Here is a 26,958-nt window from a genome sequence, read left to right as displayed (position 1 = left end):
GTCATATCTCCTAATTAATACAAACTATGTGAATTTTCTTCGATATGTTTGTTGGTGATGACACCCCACATTTTGTAATATGACCAAGAGGTATAGATCAAAATGAGAGGAACGAAGATACATGCAGCAACGGTCATTACCCCAAGGGTTTTATGACTAGAAACAGCATCCCACATGGTCAAGCTTGAAGTTGGATCAATGCTTGATGGTAATAAGAATGGGAACAAGGCAAAACCAGCAGTGAGAATTGCACCAACTATCATCAGGCTTGTACCAGTAAAACTCACAGCCGCTTTATGTTTCGCTGCACTGACAATGACCAATAGCGCACCGAGGATCGCAGCGATAGGTGCAGCCATGGTGATCGGATACGTTGTATAATTGTTTAACCAACCATGATTGGCATTGGTCACCACATCTTTCGCAAGCGGATTCAGCGCAGCGTTGGTATTGACCGCAGTTGCATAGCTATAACCTGAGATATTGCCAAACAATAACCATGCACCCGCAGCCAAGAAGCACACAAGGAACACGATTGCCATGATTTGTGTTGCTTTGGCAGAACGGTTATGCAAATTGCCATCGGTACGTAGCATCAACCAAGCACCGCCATGCGCACATAGCATTGATAGGCTGACAATACCGCAAATCAGTGCAAACGGATTCAATAGTGCAAAGAAGCTACCAGTATATTGCGAACGTAACGTGTCATCTAAGCTAAAGGGTACGCCGAGGAACAAGTTACCGAATGCTACGCCAAACACCAGCGCTGGAACAGCACCACCGATACATAAGCCCCAGTCCCAAGAGGTACGCCATTGGGTATTCTCTAATTTAGAGCGATAGTCGAAACCGACGGGTCGCAGGAACAGGGCAAATAGCACCAGTAATAAGGCCCAATACATGCCAGAGAAGGCAACTGCATAGACCATTGGCCAAGCAGCAAACAGTGCACCACCTGCTGTAATAAACCAGACTTGGTTACCATCCCAGTGTGGTGCGATGGTATTGATTGCAGCACGGCGTTCAGAGTCAGTTTTACCTACAAATGGCATCAGTGCCATTGAGCCCATATCGAAACCATCGGTAAGTGCAAAGCCAATCAGTAGTACACCAACGAGCACCCACCAGATAATTTTTAGGAGTTCATATTCGATCATGATTGAGCCTCCCCAGTTTTTGCTTCTAGTTTTTCAAAATGATATTTACCAGTATGCAAAGAACTTGGACCTAAACGAGCAAATTTGATCATTAAGTACATTTCAATAATGAGTAGTACGGTATAGAACGCTGCAAGCGCAATAATCGAGCCCCACACATCACCAGCGCTGACGCTTGATGCAGAGAGGTGTGTTGGTAAGATTTCACCAATCGACCATGGCTGACGACCACCTTCAGCTACATACCAACCTGTTTGAGCTGCAATCCATGGGAGAGGGAGAGCAAACAAAGCAAATTTGAGTAACCAAGGTTTATCTTCGGCATTACGTTTTGCCACAGCCCACGTCGCGAACAGGAATAACAACAGCATGAGGAAGCCAGAAGCAACCATGGCACGGAAAGAGAAGAACAGTGCCGCGACGTTTGGAATAGTATCTTTAGTTGCAGCTTGGATGTGTTCTTCAGTCGCATCAACCACATTTGGAGAATATTTTTTCAAGAGTAGGCCATAACCTAAGTCTTTTTGATTTTTCTCAAATGAAGCCAATAAGTCAGGAGAACGGTCACCTGCACGCAGTTTTTCTAACTCGCTATAGGCCACCATACCGTTACGGATACGTACTTCATGTTCTTTCATCAAGTCACGTAAACCCGTTACTTCTTTATCGGTAGAACGTGTTGCAATAATCCCCATCACATAAGGAATTTTAATTGCATAGTCGGTACGCATTTCCTGCTGATTTGGGAGACCAAATAAGGTGAATGCAGCAGGTGCAGGCTCGGTATGCCATTCTGCTTCGATTGCAGCAAGTTTGGTTTTTTGAACATCACCGAGTTCATAACCAGATTCATCACCGAGTAGAATTACAGATAATGTTGAGGCTAAACCGAAGATTGCAGCGATGGCGAATGAGCGGCGTGCAAAAGGTAAATCACGTTTCTTTAATAAGTAATAGCTTGAGATGGCGAGTACAAAGATTGCACCAGTGACATAACCCGCAGAAACCGTATGTACAAATTTGACTTGCGCCACAGGGTTAAAGATCAGCGCACCAAAGTCCACCAGTTCCATACGCATGGTTTCGTAGTTAAATGCAGCACCGACTGGGTTTTGCATCCAACCATTGGCGATGAGAATCCACAAGGCAGACATATTCGAGCCAATCGCCACCAACCAAGTTACACCTAAGTGCTGTACTTTAGATAGACGATCCCAGCCAAAGAAGAATAAACCAATAAAGGTGGATTCTAGGAAGAAAGCCATTAAGCCTTCGATTGCAAGCGGTGCCCCGAAAATATCGCCTACATAGTGAGAATAATAAGCCCAGTTGGTACCGAACTGGAATTCCATAGTCAGACCAGTGGTTACCCCTAAGGCAAAGTTAATCCCGAAGAGTTTCCCCCAGAATTTGGTCATATCTTTATAAATTTCTTTGCCTGAAATCACATAGGTGGTTTCCATGATGGCAAGAATAAAAGCTAGACCTAAAGTTAGAGGGACGAAAAGAAAGTGATACATTGCGGTCATTGCAAATTGGAACCGCGAAAGATCGACCACGCTTTCAGAAATCATCAACGTGTCTCCTGAGTTTTGGACATGTCGCCAGCAATACGCTCGGCAACTTCATTGTTAAAATCTTTTGGAATCGTTGGCGCATCAAACCAGATGTGTTTAATCACCAAGAGAAGTACAACTTTAATAATAAGAATAATCGTGATTTCTCTGATGAGTCGCCGATTTGGATCTTGAGAACTCGTGTTCATAGAACCTAGCCTCATATTTAAAGAAGATGTAAAACATTATTAAATAAAATTCATTGAAAATAAACCTTTAGTATTTTTAAATAATTTAAAATTAAATATTTGTTTTAAATCATATGGATATTCTATTTTTGTTAAAATATTTAAAATAATTATTTTAACCAACTAAAATAATCTGGATTAATTTTTAAATCTGATTGAAACGGTTGTATTTATATTTTTAAATCTGATTAAAAAGATAAGGTTTATACTGAATTAAATAAATATTAAACCAACTAAAATAGTATGAATATAAAATTAATAATATATACAGTGACTTATCGTTTTAATTACATAATTAAATAATTCTTACAATGAAGTCTCTACAAAACCTAGTGTATAGGTAGAGATTATTCTAAAAAATGTGATAGGTATCACTGTTGTGTTTTTTGTGCCAGTGAGATCATGAAAACAACAAGAAGGGAAGAGCTAAATTCAAAACTTTTGCAGGATATATTTGTAATAAAATGTAAAAATTACTGTTTTTCTCTACTCAATCGCAATTTTGAGACAAAAATCAGTCTGGTGCGAATAAGTTATTTGAGAGAGATATTTTTTTCGCCAGATAGTGTGAGTTTGATTTTTGGCTAATTAACAACACTTGGGACTGTAATTCCAATTCACCGTACTCAGGTTCAACTTGTACATAATAGAGTTGTCCGAACTCATCACGCACACGTGCCTGAGCTGAGAAACCAGGGCGCGCATTTCCAGTTGAGATTGTGGCTAACCGACCAACCAAATTGGTATGGGTATGAGTGACTTTGGGTTTGATCACCTGATCTAGGCAGTGAATCATAAATACGGTAAAGAAAATATCGATGATCAGTGCTGGAACAAATAAATAGTAAGGTGAAATGAAGTAGTGCTGCAAAGCAAAGAACGACAGTTCCAGAAAATAGCCTGCAAAACTAAAATTAATCAGTAAAAAAACAAAGATCAGGTATTTAGAAAATTTCGCGTCGAGTAGAGGTGAATTCAGTAACCAATCTGGGGTGAGCTTTTGAACCAATTGACTTGGTCTTAAGCCAATGACAATCCCGATGGTTTCTGCAATGCTGAGCACAATTAAAGCCACGACACTCATATGAAATGGCATCAGATAGTAATTGAGGAAAAACTCAGTCATCGCAGAATTCATGATCTAGGGCTTAATCAATATAGATACCACCATCTGAGTGGACTTCCAAATTTACTTTCTCAAGGAATTCACCTAGACATGGGCCTGAAATACATTCACCTGTTTCGACTGAAAATAGTGCGCCATGAGTAGAACATTGAATATATTCTTTATCTTGGTCCAAGAACTGATTTTCTAAATACTCAAGTTCAGTTTGCAAGTGTGGGCAAACATTTTGATAGGCATAGAAGCTGCCATCTTTTTGAGTAATAAAAATCGTGGTCCCTTTCATGGTGTCGTATGCACGAGACTCACGTTCAGGGACTTCTTCAGTCATGCAAATCTTTTCCATGTTATGCACATTCCTGTTGAGCTTTTTGGAATTGTTCAAAGAGTTTAGCGTAATTGTCCACGCTTAAACGTGGTCCATATTGAGCAACCACTTCACTTGAGATCAAAATAGCAAGTTGTGCTGCAGCTTCCAAGCTTAAACCAGCATTGATTGCATATAAAAATGCACCAGAGAATGCATCGCCAGCACCATTGGTATCTACGGCTTCAACTGTACGACCATTGACATGGAAATGGTGTACTTGATCAACAATCACAGCACCTTTAGCGCCTTGTGTAATCACAATATGTTGATTTTTTAATTTTAGGCTTTCAATTGCCGCATCAAGATTGTCTGTTTCGGTAAACATGAGCGCTTCTTGCTCATTACAGAATAACAGATCTACACCATCATCTAAGAGTTCGACCAAACCTTGACGTGCATATTGCACCATTGCAGGATCGGAGAGTGATAATGCAATTTTAACGCCGTGTGCTTTAGCCAGTTCACGTGCCTGCTTAACTGCAACACGTGCGGTATCGCTGGTTGATAAGTAACCTTCAATATACAGCCATTTTGCGGTTTTAAGCGGTTCAAGGTCGATTTGCTCGTCGGATAATTCAGCGGTAATCCCAAGATAGGTTTGCATGGTACGTTCTGAATCTGGGCTGATCAGCACCATACAAGTACCTGTAACGCCTTCACTGATTGATTGTGTTGTGGTTTTGATGCCTGCTTCGTTTAAGCCATCGAGATAAATGCGACCGAGTTCATCATTCCCTACACGGCAACCATAAAATGCAGTACCACCTAAGGCACTAAAAGCAACGGTTGTATTCGCAGCTGAACCACCACTGGCTTGGCCCTTGTAGCTTTGAGTATCTTGTAATTTTTGATATAAATTTGCCTGTGTTTCACCATCGGCCAAATGCATTGTACCTTTTGGCAATCCTTGTTGCGTTAGAAACTCATTTGAAACCTTAAATTCTTGGTCAATGAGTGCATTACCAATTGCAAAAAGATCAACAGTTGCCATGTTTGTCATCACAGTAAAAATCAAAAAGCAAAGTTTACACGAATGCTACGGATTACAGTAGTTTGTTGAAGAAAATTCAGCAAAGCATAGGGTCATCGTGAAATAAATAAAGGGAAGAAAATGAGGCCAGACCACTTTAGGATTGAAAGAAGCCTGGAATTGCCTGCACAAATCGATGTTTTGATCCAATATTCAGAACGTCAGGGCTTTCGCTTCTTAAATAGATTAAAACAAGAATTTCAATCAGGTACCAATTGTTTTGATCAGATCGGAGAAGCACTTTTTGTTGTGTATGATCAGCATGATCGTTTGATTGCCGTAGCTGGACTGAATCAAGACCCTTTTGCCGAATCGCAGCGAGTTGGGCGTTTACGTCGTTTCTATATCCATCCAGATTATCGTGATAAAAAAATAGGTACTTATTTATTGATGCATATTGAACAATACGTAAAGACTTATTTTGAGCGACTTGAGCTATTCACAGATACCACACAGGCGGCTCACTTCTATCAAAGTCGGGGATATCAATCTATCGTGTCGGTACATTGCAATTTTTATAAGATTTTATGAAACGCTGTTTTGGATTAGCCGCTGCATTTTTCTACAAAAACATAGTAATTTACATGGATATCGATACGTATTCTTCGGTAGACTCTCTATAATCAATTGTAATGAATTTAATAGAGATAAATTGGAGATCACATGACTGTAGATGTTACTGAAAGCATTACTCAAACCACACATCCCGCGTTTCAGCTATTACGTCAACACCATGTAGAAGCACTCGATATTCAAGTTTCAGAATATAAGCACAAAGTGACTGGTGCAGTTCACTACCATTTAGCCACAACGCATGATGAAAATGTGTTCTTGGTGGCATTTAGAACGCAGCCGATGGATTCCAAAGGCGCTGCACATATTTTAGAACATACGGCACTCTGTGGTTCTGAAAAGTTCCCTGTACGTGATCCTTTCTTTTTGATGATCCGTCGTTCTTTGAATACATTTATGAATGCATTCACAGCAGCAGATTGGACGGCTTATCCTTTTGCAACACAGAACAAAAAAGACTTTCAAAACTTATTGTCTGTGTATTTAGATGCTGCCTTTGCCGCGAATTTAAATCCTTTGGATTTTGCGCAAGAAGGCATCCGTATTGAGCTGGAAAATGATCAAGCCGTTTATAAAGGTGTGGTATTTAATGAAATGAAAGGAGCGATGAGCTCTCCTTCAGATCAGCTATATCATCAGCTTGCACATCATTTATTCCCAGAAACGACCTATCACTACAATTCTGGTGGCGATCCTAAAGATATTCCAGACCTAAGCTATGAGCAGTTGGTGGATTTTTATAAAATTCACTATCACCCAAGTAATGCCGTGTTCATGACCTTTGGCAATCAAAGTGCGTATGACCTGCAAGAGCAATTTGAGAAATTAGCTCTACATAAGTTTTCTCAAGGGACAACTTTATATTCAAAACCAGAAAAGCGGTTAACTGCACCTGTAGAAGTAACTGAAAGCTATGCGGTCGATAGTGAAGATCTGAAAGACAAGACTTACCATGTCATGTCGTGGTTGCTACCTGAAACCAGTGATACTAAATTACGTCTAGGTATGCGTTTGGTTGAGGGAATTCTATTAGAAAATTCTGCTTCACCTTTACGCCATTACTTAGAAACTTGTGGTTATGCACAATCAACAGGTCCTTTAATGGGAGTTGATGACAGCAACTTTGAAATGACCTTCTATTGTGGAGTTCAAGGCTCTAATGCTGAACATGCAGAAACATTTAAAAATGGCATTCTCGATATTCTGAAAGAGGTTGCTTCTAAGCCAGTAGATACTGATTTTGTTGATGCCATTCTTCATCAAATTGAATTACATCAACGTGAAATCAATGGTGATGGAACACCGTATGGTCTCAGTCTGATTTTGAATGGGCTAGGTAGTGCGATTCATCATAGCGATCCAGTTCATGTCTGGGATGTAGACTCTGCGATTGAACAAGTGAAAGAAGAGTTAAAAGACCCGATGTGGTTATCAAACTTGATTCAAACCCACTTGTTGGATAATCCGCACCGTGTACAAATGACTTTAGTACCTGATGCAACGAAATCAGTGAAAGAGCAACAGGCTGAACAAGCACGTTTGGCTGAGATTACAGCTCATCTGACGGATGCGCAGAAAGTTGAAATCCAAGAAAAAACGGCTGCATTAAAGCAACGCCAAGACACACCAGATGATCTTGAATTGTTACCAAAAGTTGGTTTAGAAGATGTACCTGCTGAATTGCAAATTGTGCAAGGTCAACTACGTGAAATTATTTGCAATGGCTTAGATACGCCGTTGAATTTATATCATGCAGGAACCAATGGTATTTATTACCAACAAGTATTGATTCAGATTCCTGATGAAATCGTGCAATCTCCATACTTCAATTTACTCTCAATTCTAATGGGAGAAGTTGGTGCGGGTGAGTACGATTATTTGGAATTCCAGCAAATCCAAACCGCAGTAAGTGGTGGTTTAGGTATGGGGGCATCATTGCGCAGCAAGGTCGATGACAAAGACCGTATTAGTGCATGGCTCACGCTGACGACAAAATCACTGACGCAAAAACTAGATGCAATTCAATTATTAAAATTGGCATTTGAGCAACTCCGTTTTGATGAGAAAGACCGTATCATCGAGTTATTGCAGCAACGCAAAACTCGCTGGCAATCACGTTTATCTGGCTCTGGTCATAGTTATGCAATGCAAGCTGCCTCACGTCAAATGAGCGCACTTGCTCGCCGTGATTATCACAATACGGGTTTAGGCGCATTAAACTGGCTCAGTGACTTGGTTGCGAAAATTGATCAAGATGATAGCGCTTATCAAGCATTGATTACTGAATTACAGTCGATTCATCGTAAGTTGCTGCAAGCACCTAAACAATTCTTGTTGGTATGTGAAGAACATCAATCTGATCGTTTAGTTGAAGAAGTTCAAAACGTTTGGGATAAGTTGGTTGTTGATAAAACACCTGTCACTTTAACGCAAGTAGAACAGGTCAATACTTCAGATGATGAAGCATGGTTAATTCAAGCGAATGTTCAGTTCTGTTCATCTGCTTATCAAGCAGTTGATGTCGCACACCCTGATGCAGCACCTTTGATGGTATTGGCAGCTTATTTACGTAATGGTTTCTTGCATAGTGCCATTCGCGAAAAAGGCGGTGCATATGGTGGTGGTGCAAGTTATGATGGCAATGCGTGCTCATTCCGTTTCTATAGCTATCGTGATCCACGTCTAGCGGAAACGTTTAATGATTTTGAAGCCAGTGTGCAATGGTTACTTAATACCGAACAACAACCGCATCAACTCGAAGAAGCAATTCTAGGGTTAGTGGCTGGTATGGATAAACCAGGCTCACCAGCCGGGGAAGCAATTACCGCATGTTATGCCTTATTGCATGCACGTACGCCAAAATTCCGTAAAATCTTACGAGAACGTTTACTTAACGTGGGCTTGGAGGATTTGCAGCGTGTTGCGAAGCAATATCTATTGGCTCAAAAACCAGTGAAAGCGGTGGTTGCGCCATTTGCGAAACGTGAAGAATTGCAGAAACTTGGATTTAATATCCAGCAAGTTAATTAGTAAAATAAAAATCGGAGAAATCTATGGCGTTCAAATCTTTTGAACGTAGTCATTTGGAGCTGAGTATCCTTGCGATACTTGGCTCTTTAGCGACATCGTTGTCACATGCTGAAGCGACAGCACCGGCAAGTCCTGCAACCGTTGATGCCTGTGTGGCCTTGGCCGCAAATGCTGAGCGTCTGGCTTGTTATGACAGCCTTTTTAAAGCGCCGACCATTATTCCAACTCAAGTTCAGACCGATGCCGCACCTATGGTTGCAGCCGCTATGCCTGTGGCTGAATCGAGTGAACCAGCCAAACCAGAGTCGTTGAAAGATAAGGTGGTTCAAAAGGTCAGTGACTTGCATATATTAGGCGCTGCACCAAAATTTGATCCAAATGTTTCATTACTCGATCGCCGTTGGGAATTGTCAGAAGAAAGTAAATTGGGGGTATGGAATATTCGTGCTTATCAACCGGTTTATCTGTTACCAGTGTTCTGGACCAGTGATAAAAATGAATTTCCAAGCAGTCCGAACCCTGAAAATACCGTCAAAAATAAGCAAGAGTTGACCTCGAGCGAAGCAAAGTTCCAGCTTTCGTTTAAGACCAAAGCTTGGGAAAACATCTTTGGTAATAATGGTGATCTCTGGTTGGGTTATACGCAATCTTCACGTTGGCAAGTTTATAACTCAGAGGAATCAAGACCATTCCGTGAGACCAATTATGAGCCTGAAGCGAGTTTGATGTTTAGAACCAATTATGAAATTTTAGGTCTCAATGCTCGTTTGCTTGGTGTGACCTTGAACCATCAGTCTAATGGTCGTTCTGATCCTTTATCGCGTAGTTGGAATCGTGTCATTTTCAATCTTGGGTTTGAAAAAGATAATTTCGCCTTGATGGTTCGTCCTTGGTATCGGGTAGAGGAAGAAGCCAAAGATGATAATAACCCTGATATTAAGGATTATATCGGTCGTGGTGATTTAACCGCATTTTACCGTAAGGGTAATAATGATTTTTCTTTGATGTTACGCCATTCATTAAAAGGTGGTGATCGTTCACATGGTGCGGTTCAGTTTGACTGGGCTTTCCCAATTAAAGATAAATTACGCGGTCATTTTCAAATATTTGATGGCTATGGCGAGAGCTTGATTGATTATAACCACCGAGCGACCTATGTCGGCTTGGGTGTATCTTTAATGAACTGGTACTAAATGAGTTTAAATATTCCAGAGTCCTTATTACAGCTTGAAGCAAATTGTGGTGTCTTTGCACTCTGGTTAATCGTGAAGCAATATCATACCCATATTGATATTGCTGATCTGATTCGCTTGTCTGGTCATGACCGAGAAGATGGAACATTTACCATTGCTTTGGCTGTGGCACTGAAAAAATTAGGGTTTGACGTGTCATTCTATACGGCACCTGACCCTAATATTGATGAAAGGGAAAAGCAAAGTTATCTTGATGCGCAGCGTCTTCAGATTCCCATTCAGGCGGCTTTAACTTATTCAGAGATTCAGCGAGCTTTTGAACAAGGCCATTTCGTGATTGTGTTTTATGACACATTACAAGGTATGGGGAACCAATCCTTAATTTATTCAATTGATGAACACGACATTAGTTTTTGTGATCATTTTGACGTGATGTCTAAAACAGTGTTTGAACAACAACGTCAAAGTGATGAAATTTGTCGACAAGTGATTGTGATTGAACAGCCTTTAGATCATCATCCAATCTGAATATTGGCATTGGCATGTTTTAAGCGACTCTTCTTCGGCGTCGCGATTAAATAAGCCAGTGTTAACGGCCCTAATCGTCCCGTAAACATCAGCAAACTCAGCACAAACAAACTTCCATCATGCAACTGACCTGTTGCACCTCGTGACAGTCCTACAGTACATGCCGCAGAGACCACTTCAAACATCAGATCGAGCACATCTAATTTTGGCTCAAGCAGGAAAACAATAAAGCACCCCACAAAAACGAGCATGCCTGTAATGGCAGTCACTGCAAGTGCTTTATAAGTCGTTTCTTGTGAAACTGAATGGTTAAAAATCCGAATTTCTTCATTACGGCGTAGAAAGGAAATTACACAGAGCAATAAAATTACAAAAGTACCGACCTTAATACCACCAGCCGTACTAAGTGAACCACCACCAATAAACATCAATAACATGGTCAATAAAGCCGTACTATGTTCCATTGAACCTGTATCAATGGTGTTAAATCCTGAAGACCGTGGCACAGTTGCTTGAAACCATGCATTCATGGCTTGCTCACCTAAACTCATCGAACCTAGGGTAAGCGGATTATTTGACTCTAATAACCAAATTAAGATAAATGCAACAAGATTTAAAATTGCAATCGTACTGAGGATCAATTTGCTGTTCGGGGTCAACTTGCTCCAGCGTTTATTTTGTTTAACATCAATCAGAACCAAGAAGCCAATCCCGCCTAAGGTATATAACATACTGATGGTGAGACAAATCAGATAGTGGCTTTGAAAGTTAATCAGACTGTTATCAAACAGGGAAAAACCTGCATTATTAAAAGCTGAGACACTATAGAAAACAGCATAATAAAGGCCGCGATCAAAACCATACATTGGAGCAAACGAGGCTGTCAGAATAATGACGCCAATCAACTCAAAGAACAGGGTATACAGCACGACGCCTTTGGCAACAAAGGTGACTTTAGAAAGGCTGGTTTGACCTAAACTGTCTTGCGCCATCATTTGTTGTTTTAGCCCCAGTTTTGGAGCAAGACTTAAGGCTGCCAATATAGCGAAGGTCATAAAACCTAAACCACCCGATTGAATCAACAAAAGGATAATAAACTGCCCAAGATGATTGAATGAATCATTTAGGTTTACGACTGATAAACCTGTAATGGTCACAGCCGAAGTTGCTGTAAACAAGGCATCCATCCAACTGACATTGCCTTTATTTGCAATCGGCATTTTTAGTAATATCGTGCCAATAATAATAAAACTAAGAAACCCAATCGCGAGTAAAGACGGTGGGCTGAGGTTGAAAATTTTCTGGGAGTTTATTTTGAATGCCATATTATGCGAAACATCCTGAAAGTTTTCGGAGATGACTGAGTAAACCTTCTAGAATGAGGACATCACCTGTTTTTAAAGTGAAGTTGCCGTCTGTTTCATAGAGAATTTCTTGATCTCGTTTTAACAATAAAAGTTTGATATGCGGTTCTTGTTTTAAAATGCCAGATAAATTTACGTTGTTGAGCTTTTCATGCACAGGCACTTTGACAATATAATGATCATGATCAAGCGCCATATAACGGCTTACCATCGGGTAATTTAATGCCTGAGCAACCCGAACACCCATATCTTCTTCAGGATGGATAATCTTACTGACATTTAAATGAGAAAGAATGGTGTGATGTGCTTTGGTTTTAGCCTTGACCAGAATTTTCTCAACACCAAGATTCTTGAGATTCAAAACACAGAGAATACTGGCTTCAATATCTTCACCAATGGCAACAACGACAGCATCGCAATTTTGGATATTGAGTTCTTCTAAAACATGTTCGTCGGTGGCATCGGCAATCACGGCATGGGTAATACGATCAGCAAGACTTTCAACATTGCGTTTAATGGTATCAATGCCAATGACATCATGATTCAGTTTAGTCAGCTCTAATGCAACAGTTGCCCCGAAACTACCTAAACCAATGACTGCAAACTGTGCCATAACTGTCCTTAACTAAATGATAAAAATGTCTTTTTATTCATTTTAAGATGGAATAACTTTCCATTTGTAATGATTTTGTTTGCGCTACACATTTATAAGCAAAACATCGAATAAAAATAAAGCCGACATAATGTCGGCTTTATAGTATTAGAAAGCTTATTTAAGAAAACGACGATAGCCCGTATTATCTGTGATTTCGGCATAAGGATAAGTGATTTTCTCTAAAGTTTCGACTAACCCATCTGGATTTTGCTTCGCATCGGTTGCTTGTAGGCCAACCAGTACACGACCCTCCGCAGCGCCATGGTTACGGTAATGGAATAAGGTAATGTTGTGGGTTGGCCCTAAACGTTCTAAGAAGGTTAACAGAGCGCCTGGACGTTCTGGAAACTCAACACGGAATAAACGCTCATGTTCGATATTGGCATGACCACCAATCAAATAACGAATATGCAGTTTCGCAACCTCATCATCAGACAGGTCATCCACTTCATATTGTTGTTTCAACATCTCATGAATTTCATGACGCTCGGTTTCACCACCTTTGAGGCTGATTCCGACAAAGACTTGAGCGAGATTACTATCACTGGCACGGTAGTTAAACTCAGTGATGTTACGACCTTGTAGAGCACGGCAAAAATGCAGAAATGCACCTTTTTGCTCAGGAATTGTTACCGCGTAGATCGCTTCGCGACGTTCACCCAACTCAGTGCGTTCTGCAATATAGCGTAAACGGTCAAAGTTCATGTTAGCACCACAAACAATTGAGACCATATTTTTGCCAGTCAGTTGGTGCTCTGCGACATATTTTTTGATCCCAGCCAAGGCCATTGCACCAGAAGGTTCAACAATACTGCGATTCTCGTCATAAGTGTCTTTGATTGCAGCACAAATTTCATCTGTATCTACAGTGACTATATCTGGTTCTACGATTGGACCTGAATTATCTGATTTACGAAGACGAATAATGTCGAAAGGTAACTCACCGATTTGTGCAACAGCCGTACCATCAGCAAATAGACCAACATGAGGTAAGATCACACGTTCATTGGTTTCAAGTGCAGCTTTTAAGCACGCGGATTCTTCGTATTCAACACCAATGATTCTGACATGTGGTGCAACTTCACCTAAGTAGGCTGCAACCCCAGCGATTAAACCACCACCGCCGACAGCAACAAAAACGTATTCTACATCACGCCATTGACGCAATAACTCATTGGCAATGGTTCCTTGTCCCGCAATCACCAGTTCATCATCATAAGGTGGAATAAAAACCAAGCCTTCATCTTCAGCACGCTGTTTGGCATATTTATTTGCAACATCAAAACTGTCGCCATGTAACACAACTTGGCCACCTAAACGCTTAACTGCCTGAACCTTAATGTCAGGTGTAGTGCTTGGCATGACAATGATGGCATGAATCCCTAATTTTTTTCCTGATAGAGCGACACCCTGAGCATGATTACCTGCAGATGCACAAATAACACCACGATCAAGCTGATCTTTTGGTAATTGGCTAATTCGGTTGTAAGCACCGCGTAGCTTGAAAGAGAATACAGGCTGTAAATCTTCACGTTTAAATCGAATGTTATTATTAATTTTCTGACTAATTCGTGGAGCTGCTTCAAGCGGTGTTTCAATCGCAACATCATAAACCGTTGCTTGTAAAATTTGTCGTACCACACGAGACAGCATGTTCATCTTCCCTATAACAGTTTAAAATAGGCAATCATTGTAGCAAACCCCTGTGCATTTGCGCTGTTTTCTTAAAGCAAATGTCAAAATAGTTGAGTGAAGTCATGAGTCTATATGCAACCCAAGATGAAAAAAAACAAGCTGCGGCCAAAGCAGCCTTGAAACATTTGCCTAAAGGCGGCATTTTGGGCGTAGGAACAGGAAGTACCGTTAATTTTTTAATTGATTTATTGCCTGAATTGCAATTAGAAGCAGCAGTAGCAAGTTCAACTGCAACAGCTGAACGCCTAAAAAAACTAGGCATTGAAGTGGTCGACATGAATTCTGTCGGTGGTTTAGATGCTTATGTGGATGGTGCTGATGAAATTGACCGTCATATGCATATGATCAAAGGTGGTGGTGCGGCATTAACCCGTGAAAAAATTGTTGCCTCAATTGCAAAGAAATTTGTGTGTATTGTAGATGATTCAAAATGGGTAGATCAGTTAGGACGTGATTTCCCACTTCCTGTTGAAGTGATTCCGATGGCGCGTTCTGCCGTAGCCCGTAAGATTGTTGCCTTGGGTGGTGATCCTGTTTATCGCGAAGGTGTTGTAACCGATAATGGAAATGTGATTTTAGACGTATTTAATCTGAATATTCTAAATGCGATTGAGTTGGAAAAGACCATTAACGACATTCCAGGCGTTGTGACCAATGGTATCTTTGCATTAAATGCAGCAACCATTGCTGTTGTAGCAACTGACAGTGGTATCGAAGAGCGTACAGCACAATAATGCCATTAGTTTCATTAGAAACGCTGTTACCTGAAATTAAAGTTGTTCGACATGCAAGGGCAAGAAATTTGCGCTTGCGTGTTGAGCCAACAGGTATTCGCCTCACAGTTCCTTTGTTCTGTAGCAAACGACAGATTCAGCAGTTTCTGCATCAGTCTGAACAATGGTTGATAGAAACGTGGGGCAAACAACAACAGCAATTTAATCAAACGACGGCATTTCCTGAATCGTTGACATTGTTTCACCATGTGCAGCCTTTTAAAATTATTCAACAACAGCAACGACATATTTTTAAGTTTGATTTCGAGCGACAACAATTACTGATTCGGCATGAACAGTCCGAGCAGGCTTTACAAGCTGCTGTCATGGCTTATGCAAAACAGTTTTTACCTGAATATTTAGCTCAAGTAAGCCAGCAAATCAGTTTGTCTTACCAACAATGTAGTATCCGTAAGCCAAAGACGCGTTGGGGTAGTTGTAGTTCTAAACATGACATCATGTTACATGCTGCATTGGTGCTGATGCCAGAATATATTGTACGATCAGTCTGTGTACATGAGTTAGTACATACCAAACATTTTGATCATAGTGCTGCGTTTTGGAATGAAGTGAAAAAGCATGATACCAATTACCTTGAGCATCGAAAGCAATTGAAACAGACTCAATTGCCGAGTTGGTACTATAAAAAATAATAGAATATACGTTTTGTCTTAACCATTAAAAAAGCGATTGTTCTGAATAGTTAAACCTTTCCGAATACGTATAGCCTGTTTTAGGCTAGGTACATCATTTTGCCATTGTTTGAGTACCAAAATAATGGCAATGATTTCAGCACGTGTCAGAAGACCTAGCCAGAAAACAATCCAAAATAAAATTTGACTTTGGCCTGTAAGTGTCACTTGTACCAATAAGGCAAAGAGAAATAAGGTCCAAATTTTTGCACCAAGACTATGGGTGGCCACTTCTTTACGGAACTTAATAAAGCTAACCATATAAATCGCCACTTCAAATAAAATTAGAACCAGAATCGGCCAAATGTATTGTTTAAAAAAAATAGGTTGTTGTAAGTAAATTGATGCGATTGCACAAATAAAGAAGATTTGATCAATATTGGAGTCTAAGCGACGTAGTTTTTCATCTGACACGCCTAAATGTCTTGCAATGATGCCATCAAAGATATCACTCATTAGTCCGAGTGTTAAAAATACGACTGTATAAAGAGGATAAAAGCTAGGCCGTAATAGTGTTACTACGACAATTAGAAAGCCGAGCAGCAATCTGGAATAAACAAGAAGTGTAGGGATTTGATACTTAAGAGGCATTAAATATAAGATCGATGAGTTTATTAAAGCAGTATATCAGCCGAAGAAGAAAGCTAAGATTGAAATAACAGATTTAAAATAAAACAACAGCTTAGTTAAAGCTGTTGTTTTATTGGAATCGGCAAAATTATTTTGGATTTGGACATTAACGCTTTGGCTAAACATCAATGTTTTAATTTAGCTTGAACTATGAGAAATTGCACTGTAATTGAGTGGTCTGTAGCTGATCTGGCGCTTTACGATTGTCTAAACCAGCACTAGCACTTAACACTTGATTTTTCTTTACTTTTACTTGAATAAAGCTATATTGCAGTGTGCTATTATTTGGTTCAGTTGAGCTGCTGTTTAATAAGTATTCAGCATTGGCTTTATCTACCTGTAATAAATTATCAGTGCTATCGCCATCCAATTTTGAGCTAAAAGTTTGACCATCTTTAACGAGTTCTAACCAGCCATCACCACGAATATTGAGTTGGCAATTACCAGTTGAATCTTTATAGCTACCGATTAAATATTCAATTGAAGGCAAGCCAGCACTAACAATATTGATTCCTGTAATACCTTGTTTACATGGATAAAGAGAACCATTACATGTTTCAGTGGTATCTGCAAACCCGACAGCACGACGATAGTCACCAGCACCAATGACTCGGAAAGCATTAGCTGTATTATTTATAGGGCTATTTCCTGCATAGGACTTTTGCTGTAATAAGGCGTAACCCTGTGGATTTAAAGAAGCCTGACGATAGTTGTCCGCCAGTTGTAGTACCGCTTGCTTTAAAGAACTAGAGAAGGTATCTCTTGCATTCTTTTGATTTTCTGCAATAAATATCAAGTTATTTTTAGCTGAATCAACATTGTCTGGTGTCGGAATCACTAATGAAGTCAGTGTGCTTTGATCACCGCGTAATTTTTTTGCATCAAGATAACCGTCTTTTAAATCAACTGCTAAATTCTTGGTAAATTCAACAAAGCTATTGTTGGGGTAAAGATTTGCCCATTGCTGAATAAAACCGAAACTGAGATAAGTGTTGATGTATACATATGATGTTAACGTCGCATCTTGTGGTGAGAAAGCATTTAAAAGATAAGACGGGTTTAAATTCGGGATATCCAATTGATAGAATGCGCTTGTTAATGCTGAGTTCACATCTTCTGTTGCGAGATTTAATTGAGAAGCACTCACTTTTGTTGGGTTTATATTGCTATCCGTCGGCAGTCCTCCAGAGCGGACTAGGGCACGTTGATAGATTGCTTCTGAACTTGGATTGATATAAATCGTTTGCGTGAGACTACTGGTATTTACTTCTACAAGACTATGTAGAGTCATAGAAATATTTTGGTATTGGCCACTTTGAAAGTCAAAAACCAAAGAATTTGGGTTTGTTGATATCTCAATGCGGTATAAGCGTTCTTTATTTAAAACGCGTGGTAACGTGATGTTGACGTCAGAGGTTGTACTTAAATTTTGTTCCAGAACTAATGTATTATCAAAGTTATCGTAGATTCTAAGAACAACATCACGCATTTCAACTGCTGCTTTGACCTTGAAACTCTTCGGTTTTGGTTCTGATACTGTGGGTGTCGTTTCTACTTTCGCTTTACTTTCACCACTTCCACAACCAACTAATGCCGAACTAAGTAGAAGTGTACTAAGCCCTAAGCAAATATGATGATGTAGTCTTTGTTTTGACATCAAAGAAGGCATTCCAGCTCTCCAAAAAATTTTGCATCCATGAAATTTATTATTACCGCAATTTTTTTATTCTATTCGAATAGTGAAATGATTCAATAGTATTTCTTGACCAATGGTAGAATCAATCCAAATATAATGAGTTTATTTGTATTCTCTCATAAACTTTTGAGTGTTTAATCAAGATTGACAGTACTTTTATTTTGTTAAAAGTTAGGTACTTGAAGATTGTGTAAAATGGGTCAAACTGCCATACTATTTATCTAAATGAAAGCTTGAGGTGTCACGCGTGATTTCTGTTGGTATTGTTGGTGGAACTGGATACACTGGGGTTGAGCTATTACGTCTTTTATTAAGACATTCACAAGTTCAGGTTCGTATTCTCACTTCTCGTACAGAAGCAGGAAAGCGTGTTGCAGATATGTTCCCAAGTCTACGCGGGCATACAACACTCGAGTTTTCAGATCTGGATTTAGATCAATTAGCACAATGTGATGTTGTATTTTTTGCAACGCCACATGGTGTAGCGATGCAACATGCTGAAAAATTGATTGCTACAGGTACAAAAGTCATTGATCTTGCGGCTGATTTTCGCTTGCAGGATTTGGTTCAGTTTGAAAAATGGTATGGTATGCAACACAGTTGTCCTGCCATCTTAAAAGATTCTGTGTATGGTTTAACTGAGTTAAATCGTGAGAAGATCAAGCAAGCACAAGTGATTGGTAATCCTGGTTGTTATCCAACTACGGTACAATTAGGCTTAGCTCCATTACTTAAAAATCCAGACCAACTGATCCAAACACAAAGTATTATTGTGGATGCAAAGTCAGGGGTGTCTGGGGCGGGGCGTAAAGCAAGCCTAGGTATGATTTACAGTGAAAACGCTGATAATTTTAAAGCCTATGGTGTTGCTGGACATCGTCATCATCCCGAGATTGTTGAAGCGCTGGAAAATATTTCAGGACAAAAAGGGCAGTTTGATCAGCTTATTTTTGTGCCGCATCTTGTACCAATGATTCGTGGCATGTTGAGTACGATTTATGTTGACCTAACCGAACAAGGTCAGCAACTTGACTTACAAGCATTTTACGAAGATTTCTATAAAGATGAACGCTTTGTTGATGTCATGCCTACAAATAGTTCTCCAGAAACACGTAGTGTTCGCGGTGCGAACGAGCTTAGAATTGCACTCTACCGCCCACAAGCCAATAAATTGATTATCTTGGTTGCTCAAGACAACCTAGTCAAAGGCGCTGCAGGTCAGGCGATTCAAAATATGAACTTAATGTTTGGTTTTGATGAGGCTGCAGGCTTGGAAGGTATTGGTTTATTACCATAAAAAACGCTTTTTTACTTCACACACATTTAAATTTCGATTTTAATGTGTGCTTTGATGCAGATCATAACGATAGAGATGATGATGGAAAACGTTGAACCGACTACTTCACCAGACAGTTCCGTTGAAAAAAATAAATTCTTAAAAACGAATTTACCTTTGATTATTGGTGCTACTGTTCTTATCGGTAGCAGTTTTTTGCTTGGTTATACTGTCGGCCACCGTCAAGGTTTAACTGTGGTTGGTTATGATGCAGATGCTGAGCAATTGGTAGATGTGGTTCAGAAACAAAAGACTGCATTGGATTCGGTCAGCAAGAGTTTGAATGCTGCTGTTCAAGAGCGTGATATGGCTGTGGGTAATGCGGATGACTTATTCAAAGCAGTGAATCAAGCCAATGCGGATAAGACCCAATTTGAAGGGATGAATGCGATTTATCGTGATATTTTGAGACAACGTGGTGGTGTAAGCTTAACCATTCAAAATATGGCAATTAAATCTTTACCGGAAAATGCCTTTGAATATCAGATTGATCTTGTTCAAGTAAGCCCAAATAAACGCCGTGCTTCTGGTTCGGTTGAGTTGCGCTTAATTAAAGATACTGAAATCTTAGTTGTGCCTTTAGAAGATAAAAACTTCAATTTCGATGATTTTGAGCGCCTAACGGGGCGTTGGACAATGCCCAAAGGGTTTACGCCTCAATTCATTGAAGTGCGTTTAACAGGCGCTGGCACACCTGTAATTAAACGCTTTAGTTGGCAAAGAGGTAAACCGGTTGATGCAGGTTCTGCTTTCGTGTCGGAAATACCTCAAGCTGAAGCAAATGCTCAATAAATTTTAGATTAAGAACTCAATATGCGAAGATATAAACGTCAAATGAATTTAAGTGAAGTGAAAAATTCTTTTCATCAATCTGGGTTTGTCGATTGGCACTTGAATCCACGTTTAAGTGATTCGCAAGAGGATCATGAGGGTGAGGTGGTTGTACAAACAGCCCCTCCAGAATTAAAACGACCGCCGTTATATGCAGTTGTTTTAATGAACGATGATTACACGCCGATGGATTTTGTTATTGAAGTGCTACAAAGTTATTTTGGGTTAGACTTCGATCAGGCCAGTCAGGTGATGTTAACAGTTCATTATGAAGGTAAAGGCACTGCGGGTATTTATCCACGAGATATTGCTGAAACAAAAGCAAATCAGGTGAATAACTATGCCAGAGCTCAAGGTCATCCTTTGTTATGCCAAATCGAGCCTGAGCAGCGTTAATAAAAGCAACGCTCTTGCGGAATTTCATTCCTCATGCGCAAGACGAGCAACTACGTTGCGAGTAACATCGTTAAGAAAAGTAACGCTCTTGCACACCATAGTATGGCTCATAAATTACGAGTGAAAGCGTAAGAAAAGCTGCGGAATATCAACTTTGGGAAATCATATATTGCGAGTGGGTCTTGAAAAAGTAAGGCTATCTTTCGATATGTGATTTAAGCGGTAAATTAAGGCATATCTTGTTTTGTGCTAAAAACATGAAACAATATACTGTGTGTCAATATATTAAACTTATGAATGATTTGTTAGGCTTTAAGCAAGATCATGCAGTATTACAATTTTTCATAGGTTTAATATTGTTTTATAAATGAATAACAAATTCGCTGTCTTTTTGAACGATTAGATAAGTCTTACTCTCTTTGTAATTGAATTTTTACAACAATACTTTGTTTTGAATCTTGACCAAGATAGTCAACTAATGCTAACAGTAGATTATGAAGCAAAGAGACTTGTAGACGTATATCCAATCACGATTACAGAAGCTCAGCGGATCAAGTCAATAATTCGCTTTTTCATTAAAAGATTTTCTTTTTTTGATAGAGCCCAAGATATAAGGGGGTTACATGCTCAGTCGTCAATTAGAAGTATCGTTACGTTTGGCTGTTAGCATGGCTCGTCAAAAGAGACATGAGTTTCTGACAGTTGAACATTTGTTGCTTGCCTTGCTCGATAACGACTCCGCCGTAAATGCATTAAAAGCATGTGGTGCGGACATTGTTACCTTGCGTAAAGAATTAGAGGAATATGTAGAGCAACATACCCCAAAACTTGGTGATAATAGTGAACAGGCCCCTCATCCAACTGAGAGCTTTGATCGAATTTTGCAACGTGCAATTTTCCATGTTCAATCGAGCGGTGGTGACCGTACGGTTGAAGGTGCAGATGTTCTAGTTGCAATGTATTCAGAACGAGATTCTTTCGCGGTTTATTTACTTAAACGTCATCAAATTAACCGTTTAACTTTGACTCAATACCTATCTCATGGGACACGCAAAGATGAGATTCAGGTTGAAGAAGAAGTGGAAGATATTGAGGGTGAAAGTGCGGCTTCAGCAAATGCTGGACCACTTGAACAATATACGTTGAACTTAAATATCGAAGCACAAAAGGGTAAAACCGATCCTTTAATTGGTCGTGAAAAAGAAATTGAGCGTGCAGCACAAATTTTATGCCGTCGCCGTAAAAATAATCCGTTGCTCGTCGGTGATCCGGGTGTAGGTAAAACCTCGATTGCGGAAGGCTTGGCTTGGTTGATTGTCAATGGCAAAGCACCCAAACCACTTGCCAATGCTGAAGTTTATAGCTTAGACATCGGTGCATTGGTTGCAGGGACTAAATATCGTGGTGACTTTGAGAAGCGCTTAAAACAATTGTTGAATGCGTTGAAAAAGAATCCAAATGCAATTTTATTCATTGATGAGATTCATATGATCATTGGTGCAGGCTCAAGCATGGGCAGTACCATGGATGCATCGAATTTAATCAAACCAGCTTTGGCAAATGGCAGCCTACGTTGCATTGGTTCAACAACTTTCCAAGAATATCGTCAAGTATTCGAGAAAGACCATGCTTTATCGCGTCGCTTCCAAAAAATTGACGTGAATGAACCAAGCATCAATGAAACAATTGAAATTTTACGTGGCTTGAAAAACAAGTTCGAAGATTTCCACCATGTTGAATATGATGATAAAGCATTAGTTGCTGCTGTTGAGTTGTCAGCTAAATTTATCAATGATCGTTTCTTGCCAGACAAAGCGATTGATGTGATTGATGAGGCTGGCGCGCAACGCCGCTTGAAAGCAGAAGTGGATGGCACAACGATCTCAGTTGAGAATATCGAAGATATCGTTTCTAAGATTGCACGTATTCCACCGAAAACTGTTTCTAAAGATGACAAGTCTGTACTTGAGAATTTGGAACGTGATCTTAAACGTGTGGTATTCGGTCAGGATGAGGCGATTACAGCGCTTGCATCAGCGATCAAATTATCTCGTGCAGGCTTAAAAGCACCAGATAAACCAGTGGGTAGTTTTGTCTTTGCTGGTCCAACAGGTGTGGGTAAAACCGAGGTCACTAAACAACTGGCTAAATTGCTAGGCGTAGAGCTGGTTCGTTTCGATATGTCTGAGTATATGGAGCGTCATGCGGTTTCTCGCTTGATTGGTGCGCCTCCAGGTTATGTTGGATATGATCAAGGTGGTTTGCTGACCGATGCGATCCATAAAAATCCACATTGTGTCCTGTTGCTTGACGAGATTGAAAAAGCGCATCCAGATGTATTTAACTTGTTATTGCAAGTAATGGATCATGGTGCTTTGACTGACAACAATGGTCGTAAATCTGACTTCAGAAATGTGATTATTGTGCTTACCACCAATATTGGTGCAGAGAGTATTGTTCGTGCAAGTATTGGTTTCACTGAGCAAGATCACAGCGCAGATAACCAAGATGCAATGAAACGCGCATTCTCTCCTGAATTCCGTAACCGTTTGGATGGTGTGATTCAATTTAAAGCACTTCCGACGACAATCATTGATTCAGTGGTAGACAAATTCTTAACCGAATTGCAAGCACAGCTCGACGAGAAACAAGTAGTTCTCGATGTTGATCAAAGTGCTCGTGACTGGTTATCTGCTAATGGTTATGACCGCCTCATGGGTGCTCGTCCGATGCAACGTCTGATTCAAGAACATTTGAAAAAGCCGCTTGCTGAGATGATTTTATTTGGTGAGCTTGCAGAGCATGGTGGCAATGTTGCAGTTTCTGTGAAAACAGAAAATGGCAAAGACGTCGGCTTAAAATTGGAAGTGTTTGAAGATCATATTAACCCGAGTGCTGAACCTGCTTAATGTTTGAATTGTCTTTCTCAATAACCCAAGTACTTAAAGTATTTGGGTTATTTTTCGTTACGGCGATTGCTGAAATTCTAGGTTGTTATTTTCCTTATCTTATTTTGAATCAAGGAAAATCACATTGGTTGTGGATTCCTACTGCATTAAGTTTAGCGGTCTTTGTTTGGTTACTGACATTGCATCCTGCAGCATCAGGTCGTATTTATGCGGCTTATGGTGGTATCTATATTTTTACTGCTTTATTGTGGCTGCGCTATGTTGATCAAGTGATGCTGACACGTTGGGATATTCTAGGTGGTCTTGTGGTTTTGTGTGGGGCTGGCTTAATCATTTTGCAGCCGCAAGGATTGGTGCGGTAAATTATTTATAGATTGAATTAGAATGGAAAAAAGCGAGATTTTCTTTGGTGAAATTAAAGTTGGTGATTTCATATTGAATGAAACTGATTTTCCAAATATTTTTGGGACTATTGAGTGTTCAGAAATCATTGACCCAGTGCTAAAGCAAAAGTTAATGAATTACATTGCTTTTTGGGTTGAAGTTGAAAAAATTGGAACGGATGATGATTTTGGTGATTGTTGGTTGACTTATATTGAACAGCATGAAATTGAGCATTTGAATTTAATTGACTCTGATCAATGGCGCTTGATTAAACCAGATGGAGTGATTTTTTCGATTACGGCACCTGTTTTTCATACAGAAAATCAAATTTCATTCAGATAGTTCTTGTCCAAATTTTTATTAGGGCTAAGAGCAATGCATAACCCTCAAGTGTGCTATACAAACTCAAGACAGAATGATATAGGCACAAAGAGGCTACATTTACGGCCTGTTATGAAAATCAGGCCGACAGAATACTGCTACGATTGATAATGATTTTTATTTTCATTGTTACAATCGAGTGTGTTCATGGAATCCTTAGTTTTCAACAGAAAATTATTTTCTCCCAGAATTTTAGTATCAGCGATTTCCTTGGTAATTGGTTCAGATGTGTGGGCAGCCGACACTGCCAATACATTGCCTACAATAACGGTTAAAGCGGAAAACAATCGTGATCGTTATACTGTTCAATCGAGCCGTAGTTCAGCCAAACTTGATTTAAATTTAAAAGATACTCCACAGAGCTTAACTGTGTTTACTCAACAACAAATAGAGGATCAAAATTTAACAGATATCAGCAAAGTTTTAGAGGAAACACCTGGGGTAAGTAAAAGTCAGCATGGACAAGAAGGCGCTGGCTTTTCAGATTATTATGCTCGTGGTTTTAAGATTAATAATTTTATGCGAGATGGTATTCCAACCAGTGCGGCATCTTTTGGTGGAACTTATAACATTGGTATGGAAGACACGGCTATTTATGACCGTATCGAAATTCTAAAAGGTGCATCAGGTTTGCTTGGCGGTTCTGGTAATCCGAGTGCAAGTATTAACTATGTACGCAAACGCGCGACCGAAGATACACAAGGTTCCATTAAAGTTCAGGCGGGTAGCTGGGAACGATATCGTAGTCAGTTTGATGTATCGGGTGGATTGAACGCAGATAAAACGCTTAAAGGGCGATTGATTGCGGCACATTCGTCAGGAGGTAATCAGCAAGATCGTTATCATAAAGATTCAACCTTACTCTATGGTACGGTAGATTATGATCTCAGTGATCAGACGACATTAACAACCGTACTAAGTTTGCAACAAAATAAAATCTATAATGCTGCACAACATGGTTTTCCATTTGTGAGTGGAGATGGTTTGAAGCAGACGACCTTTGGACCAAGAGATAATCCAGCAACTCACAACTCAAATCTTGCGGTAAATAATCTATATGCATTATTGGGTGTAGAGCATCAATTTAATTCAAATTGGAAAGGGGTGATTAACTATAGTTATTCCAAAACGGACAGCGATCAAATTAGAAACATAGCAGGCTATACTTTAAATTATCAAGATGAAAAGGGTATCGTGAATGGTACTGACTGGGAGGGTAACCCGATTATCTTAAAGCCCAGGGAAATGAGTGTTCATGGCAGTAAGTTTATCAATACACCTGAAGTTCATGCAATTGATAGTTTTGTTTCAGGGCAGTTTCAAGCACTTGGTCGCGAGCATGAATTAAGTTTTGGGATCAATGGATACAAAGTAAATGCCAATGATCCTGCTTATAAAGTCTGGCAATTTTCATCTAGACCGATCCAAAACTACCATGGTGATGTGGGAGACTATATCAACTTGACGCCTATTGGGCGGACGATATCCGATGAATATCAGATTGGTGGATTTGCCTCGGCCAAACTACAGTTAGCAGATCCAGTAAAACTGATTTTAGGCTCACGTTTGAGTACTTGGGAACGCAAAAATACAGGTACTGAACAAAAACAAAGTAACATCTATACCCCTTATGTGGGTTTGATTTTAGATATGAACGATCAGATCTCTGCCTATGCAAGTTATACCTCTATTTTTAATCCATCTACTCGAAAAAATGTTACAGGCCAATTCTTAGACCCAGAAGAGGGAAATAGTGCAGAAATAGGCTTAAAAGCAGAATTCTTTAATCAACGCTTAAATACCAGCCTTGCTTACTTCGAAACCAAGCAAGATAATTTTGCTGTTCGGGATGGTGAAAAGTTTACGACCGATGGTGATTTTGCTTATATTGCAGTGAATGGCGCTAAGGTAAAGGGTGTGGAGTTATCGATTGCTGGTGAATTGAGTCCTGATTGGCATATTTCTGCTGGATATACTTACACAGATGCAAAAGATCGTGATGGAAAAACCTTAACAACAGCTACAGGAAGTTCACTTCCACGGCAGACTCTGAAATTGTTCACAAATTATCAATGGGATAAATTGACATTAGGGGCTGGGGTGAATTGGCAAAGTGAAATTTTTGATACACGTGCACGCGGCGTAGCAACTCAGTTTAATCGACAAGATGACTATGTTCTCTTGAACCTAAGGGGGAGATATCAGATCAATCCAGATCTCAGTCTTGCGATCAATGTTGATAATGTCGGAAATACCATTTATAAAAGAACGGCAATCAATACTTGGGGGGAGCTACGTAATTTTATGGCAACTCTGAACTATAAGTTTTGATACGAGTGCTTAAATTATAAAATAATCAGATCGCTTTAGATGAATGTTGGGTTCAGGCATGAACATGGTTTTGC

At 39.8% G+C, this 26,958-nt stretch carries 25 protein-coding genes; 14 read left to right on the top strand and 11 right to left on the bottom strand.

Annotation, left to right across the window (positions count from 1 at the left end):
- Positions 1-14: 14 nt before the first annotated feature.
- From cydB to MN869_RS01680, 6 genes are all read right to left on the bottom strand, one after another.
- The gene (gene cydB, locus MN869_RS01705) at positions 15-1,160 is read right to left on the bottom strand and encodes a cytochrome d ubiquinol oxidase subunit II (protein ID WP_005204073.1); all 1,146 of its coding nucleotides are present in this window, start codon (positions 1,158-1,160) and stop codon (positions 15-17) included.
- Positions 1,157-2,734 (bottom strand): cytochrome ubiquinol oxidase subunit I, encoded by a 1,578-nt coding sequence (locus MN869_RS01700; RefSeq protein ID WP_004806748.1) that lies wholly within the window; start codon positions 2,732-2,734, stop codon positions 1,157-1,159. Before MN869_RS01700 ends, cydB begins: the two co-directional genes overlap by 4 nt.
- Positions 2,734-2,925: a cytochrome oxidase putative small subunit CydP gene (gene cydP / locus MN869_RS01695; protein ID WP_004806751.1), complete on the bottom strand. Its 192-nt coding sequence runs from the start codon at positions 2,923-2,925 to the stop codon at positions 2,734-2,736. Before cydP ends, MN869_RS01700 begins: the two co-directional genes overlap by 1 nt.
- 553 nt (positions 2,926-3,478) lie before the next feature.
- A complete protein-coding gene (locus MN869_RS01690) occupies positions 3,479-4,090 on the bottom strand; it encodes an OB-fold-containig protein (protein WP_162180560.1) in 612 nt (203 codons plus the stop codon).
- 22 nt (positions 4,091-4,112) lie between these two features.
- A complete protein-coding gene (locus MN869_RS01685) occupies positions 4,113-4,418 on the bottom strand; it encodes a Rieske (2Fe-2S) protein (RefSeq protein WP_017402009.1) in 306 nt (101 codons plus the stop codon).
- A 16-nt stretch (positions 4,419-4,434) separates the two neighbouring features.
- Positions 4,435-5,448 (bottom strand): adenosine kinase, encoded by a 1,014-nt coding sequence (locus MN869_RS01680; RefSeq protein WP_033132888.1) that lies wholly within the window; start codon positions 5,446-5,448, stop codon positions 4,435-4,437.
- A 120-nt stretch (positions 5,449-5,568) separates the two neighbouring features.
- Between MN869_RS01680 and MN869_RS01675 the strand changes: the two genes are divergently transcribed.
- From MN869_RS01675 to MN869_RS01660, 4 genes are all read left to right on the top strand, one after another.
- Positions 5,569-6,018: a GNAT family N-acetyltransferase gene (locus tag MN869_RS01675; protein WP_033132887.1), complete on the top strand. Its 450-nt coding sequence runs from the start codon at positions 5,569-5,571 to the stop codon at positions 6,016-6,018.
- Between the two features lie 132 nt (positions 6,019-6,150).
- Entirely contained in the window at positions 6,151-9,090 is a 2,940-nt protein-coding gene (locus MN869_RS01670; RefSeq protein WP_033132886.1) for an insulinase family protein, read from the top strand.
- Positions 9,091-9,113: 23 nt separating this feature from the next.
- On the top strand, positions 9,114-10,283 hold the full coding sequence (locus MN869_RS01665) for a phospholipase A (RefSeq protein WP_033132885.1): 1,170 nt from the start codon (positions 9,114-9,116) through the stop codon (positions 10,281-10,283).
- Complete coding sequence (locus MN869_RS01660; protein ID WP_005204061.1) at positions 10,284-10,811, top strand: cysteine peptidase family C39 domain-containing protein; 528 nt, start codon at positions 10,284-10,286, stop codon at positions 10,809-10,811. It abuts the gene before it with no gap.
- Here MN869_RS01660 and MN869_RS01655 read toward each other — a convergent pair.
- From MN869_RS01655 to ilvA, 3 genes are all read right to left on the bottom strand, one after another.
- Positions 10,799-12,136, bottom strand: a complete 1,338-nt coding sequence (locus tag MN869_RS01655; RefSeq protein WP_033132884.1) for a TrkH family potassium uptake protein — start codon at positions 12,134-12,136, stop codon at positions 10,799-10,801. The genes MN869_RS01660 and MN869_RS01655 overlap by 13 nt on opposite strands.
- A gap of 1 nt (position 12,137) precedes the next feature.
- Positions 12,138-12,788 (bottom strand): TrkA family potassium uptake protein, encoded by a 651-nt coding sequence (locus tag MN869_RS01650; protein ID WP_005204057.1) that lies wholly within the window; start codon positions 12,786-12,788, stop codon positions 12,138-12,140.
- Between the two features lie 156 nt (positions 12,789-12,944).
- Positions 12,945-14,489 (bottom strand): threonine ammonia-lyase, biosynthetic, encoded by a 1,545-nt coding sequence (gene ilvA / locus MN869_RS01645; protein WP_171061068.1) that lies wholly within the window; start codon positions 14,487-14,489, stop codon positions 12,945-12,947.
- A 98-nt stretch (positions 14,490-14,587) separates the two neighbouring features.
- Between ilvA and rpiA the strand changes: the two genes are divergently transcribed.
- Positions 14,588-15,259, top strand: a complete 672-nt coding sequence (gene rpiA, locus MN869_RS01640; protein WP_004806773.1) for a ribose-5-phosphate isomerase RpiA — start codon at positions 14,588-14,590, stop codon at positions 15,257-15,259.
- Positions 15,259-15,951, top strand: a complete 693-nt coding sequence (locus tag MN869_RS01635) for a SprT family zinc-dependent metalloprotease (RefSeq protein WP_033132883.1) — start codon at positions 15,259-15,261, stop codon at positions 15,949-15,951. Before rpiA ends, MN869_RS01635 begins: the two co-directional genes overlap by 1 nt.
- 18 nt (positions 15,952-15,969) lie before the next feature.
- Here the strand turns inward: MN869_RS01635 and MN869_RS01630 are convergent, their stop codons facing one another.
- Positions 15,970-16,581 (bottom strand): CDP-alcohol phosphatidyltransferase family protein, encoded by a 612-nt coding sequence (locus MN869_RS01630; RefSeq protein ID WP_033132882.1) that lies wholly within the window; start codon positions 16,579-16,581, stop codon positions 15,970-15,972.
- 187 nt (positions 16,582-16,768) lie between these two features.
- On the bottom strand, positions 16,769-18,289 hold the full coding sequence (locus MN869_RS01625; RefSeq protein ID WP_241345084.1) for a hypothetical protein: 1,521 nt from the start codon (positions 18,287-18,289) through the stop codon (positions 16,769-16,771).
- A 274-nt stretch (positions 18,290-18,563) separates the two neighbouring features.
- On the opposite strand from MN869_RS01625, the gene argC reads away from it, so the two are divergent.
- The 8 genes from argC to MN869_RS01585 all read left to right on the top strand — a co-directional run bounded on the left by argC (position 18,564) and on the right by MN869_RS01585 (position 26,884).
- Positions 18,564-19,613: an N-acetyl-gamma-glutamyl-phosphate reductase gene (gene argC, locus MN869_RS01620; protein WP_033132904.1), complete on the top strand. Its 1,050-nt coding sequence runs from the start codon at positions 18,564-18,566 to the stop codon at positions 19,611-19,613.
- 75 nt (positions 19,614-19,688) lie between these two features.
- Positions 19,689-20,444, top strand: coding sequence for a DUF6776 family protein (locus MN869_RS01615; RefSeq protein ID WP_171061045.1), 756 nt, complete (start codon positions 19,689-19,691; stop codon positions 20,442-20,444).
- Between the two features lie 21 nt (positions 20,445-20,465).
- Positions 20,466-20,879 carry an ATP-dependent Clp protease adapter ClpS gene (gene clpS, locus MN869_RS01610; protein WP_004806784.1) on the top strand — a complete coding sequence of 138 codons (414 nt, stop codon included), beginning with the start codon at positions 20,466-20,468 and terminating at the stop codon, positions 20,877-20,879.
- A 478-nt stretch (positions 20,880-21,357) separates the two neighbouring features.
- Positions 21,358-21,546 (top strand): hypothetical protein, encoded by a 189-nt coding sequence (locus MN869_RS01605; RefSeq protein WP_241305294.1) that lies wholly within the window; start codon positions 21,358-21,360, stop codon positions 21,544-21,546.
- Positions 21,503-23,788 carry an ATP-dependent Clp protease ATP-binding subunit ClpA gene (clpA, locus tag MN869_RS01600; protein WP_004806787.1) on the top strand — a complete coding sequence of 762 codons (2,286 nt, stop codon included), beginning with the start codon at positions 21,503-21,505 and terminating at the stop codon, positions 23,786-23,788. The genes MN869_RS01605 and clpA overlap by 44 nt, the downstream gene beginning before the upstream one ends.
- A complete protein-coding gene (locus tag MN869_RS01595) occupies positions 23,788-24,150 on the top strand; it encodes a YnfA family protein (RefSeq protein WP_005204046.1) in 363 nt (120 codons plus the stop codon). The genes clpA and MN869_RS01595 overlap by 1 nt, the downstream gene beginning before the upstream one ends.
- 73 nt (positions 24,151-24,223) lie before the next feature.
- Positions 24,224-24,514, top strand: a complete 291-nt coding sequence (locus MN869_RS01590) for a hypothetical protein (RefSeq protein WP_227505269.1) — start codon at positions 24,224-24,226, stop codon at positions 24,512-24,514.
- Positions 24,515-24,700: 186 nt separating this feature from the next.
- A complete protein-coding gene (locus MN869_RS01585; RefSeq protein ID WP_243306799.1) occupies positions 24,701-26,884 on the top strand; it encodes a TonB-dependent siderophore receptor in 2,184 nt (727 codons plus the stop codon).
- The last annotated feature ends 74 nt before the right edge of the window (positions 26,885-26,958 follow it).

This window comes from Acinetobacter sp. NIPH1876 (assembly GCF_022808535.1).
GTDB classification, from domain to species: Bacteria; Pseudomonadota; Gammaproteobacteria; order Pseudomonadales; family Moraxellaceae; genus Acinetobacter; species Acinetobacter higginsii.
The sequence above is the reverse complement of the archived record's forward strand: the minus strand, read 5'-3'. Positions and strand labels throughout refer to the sequence as shown.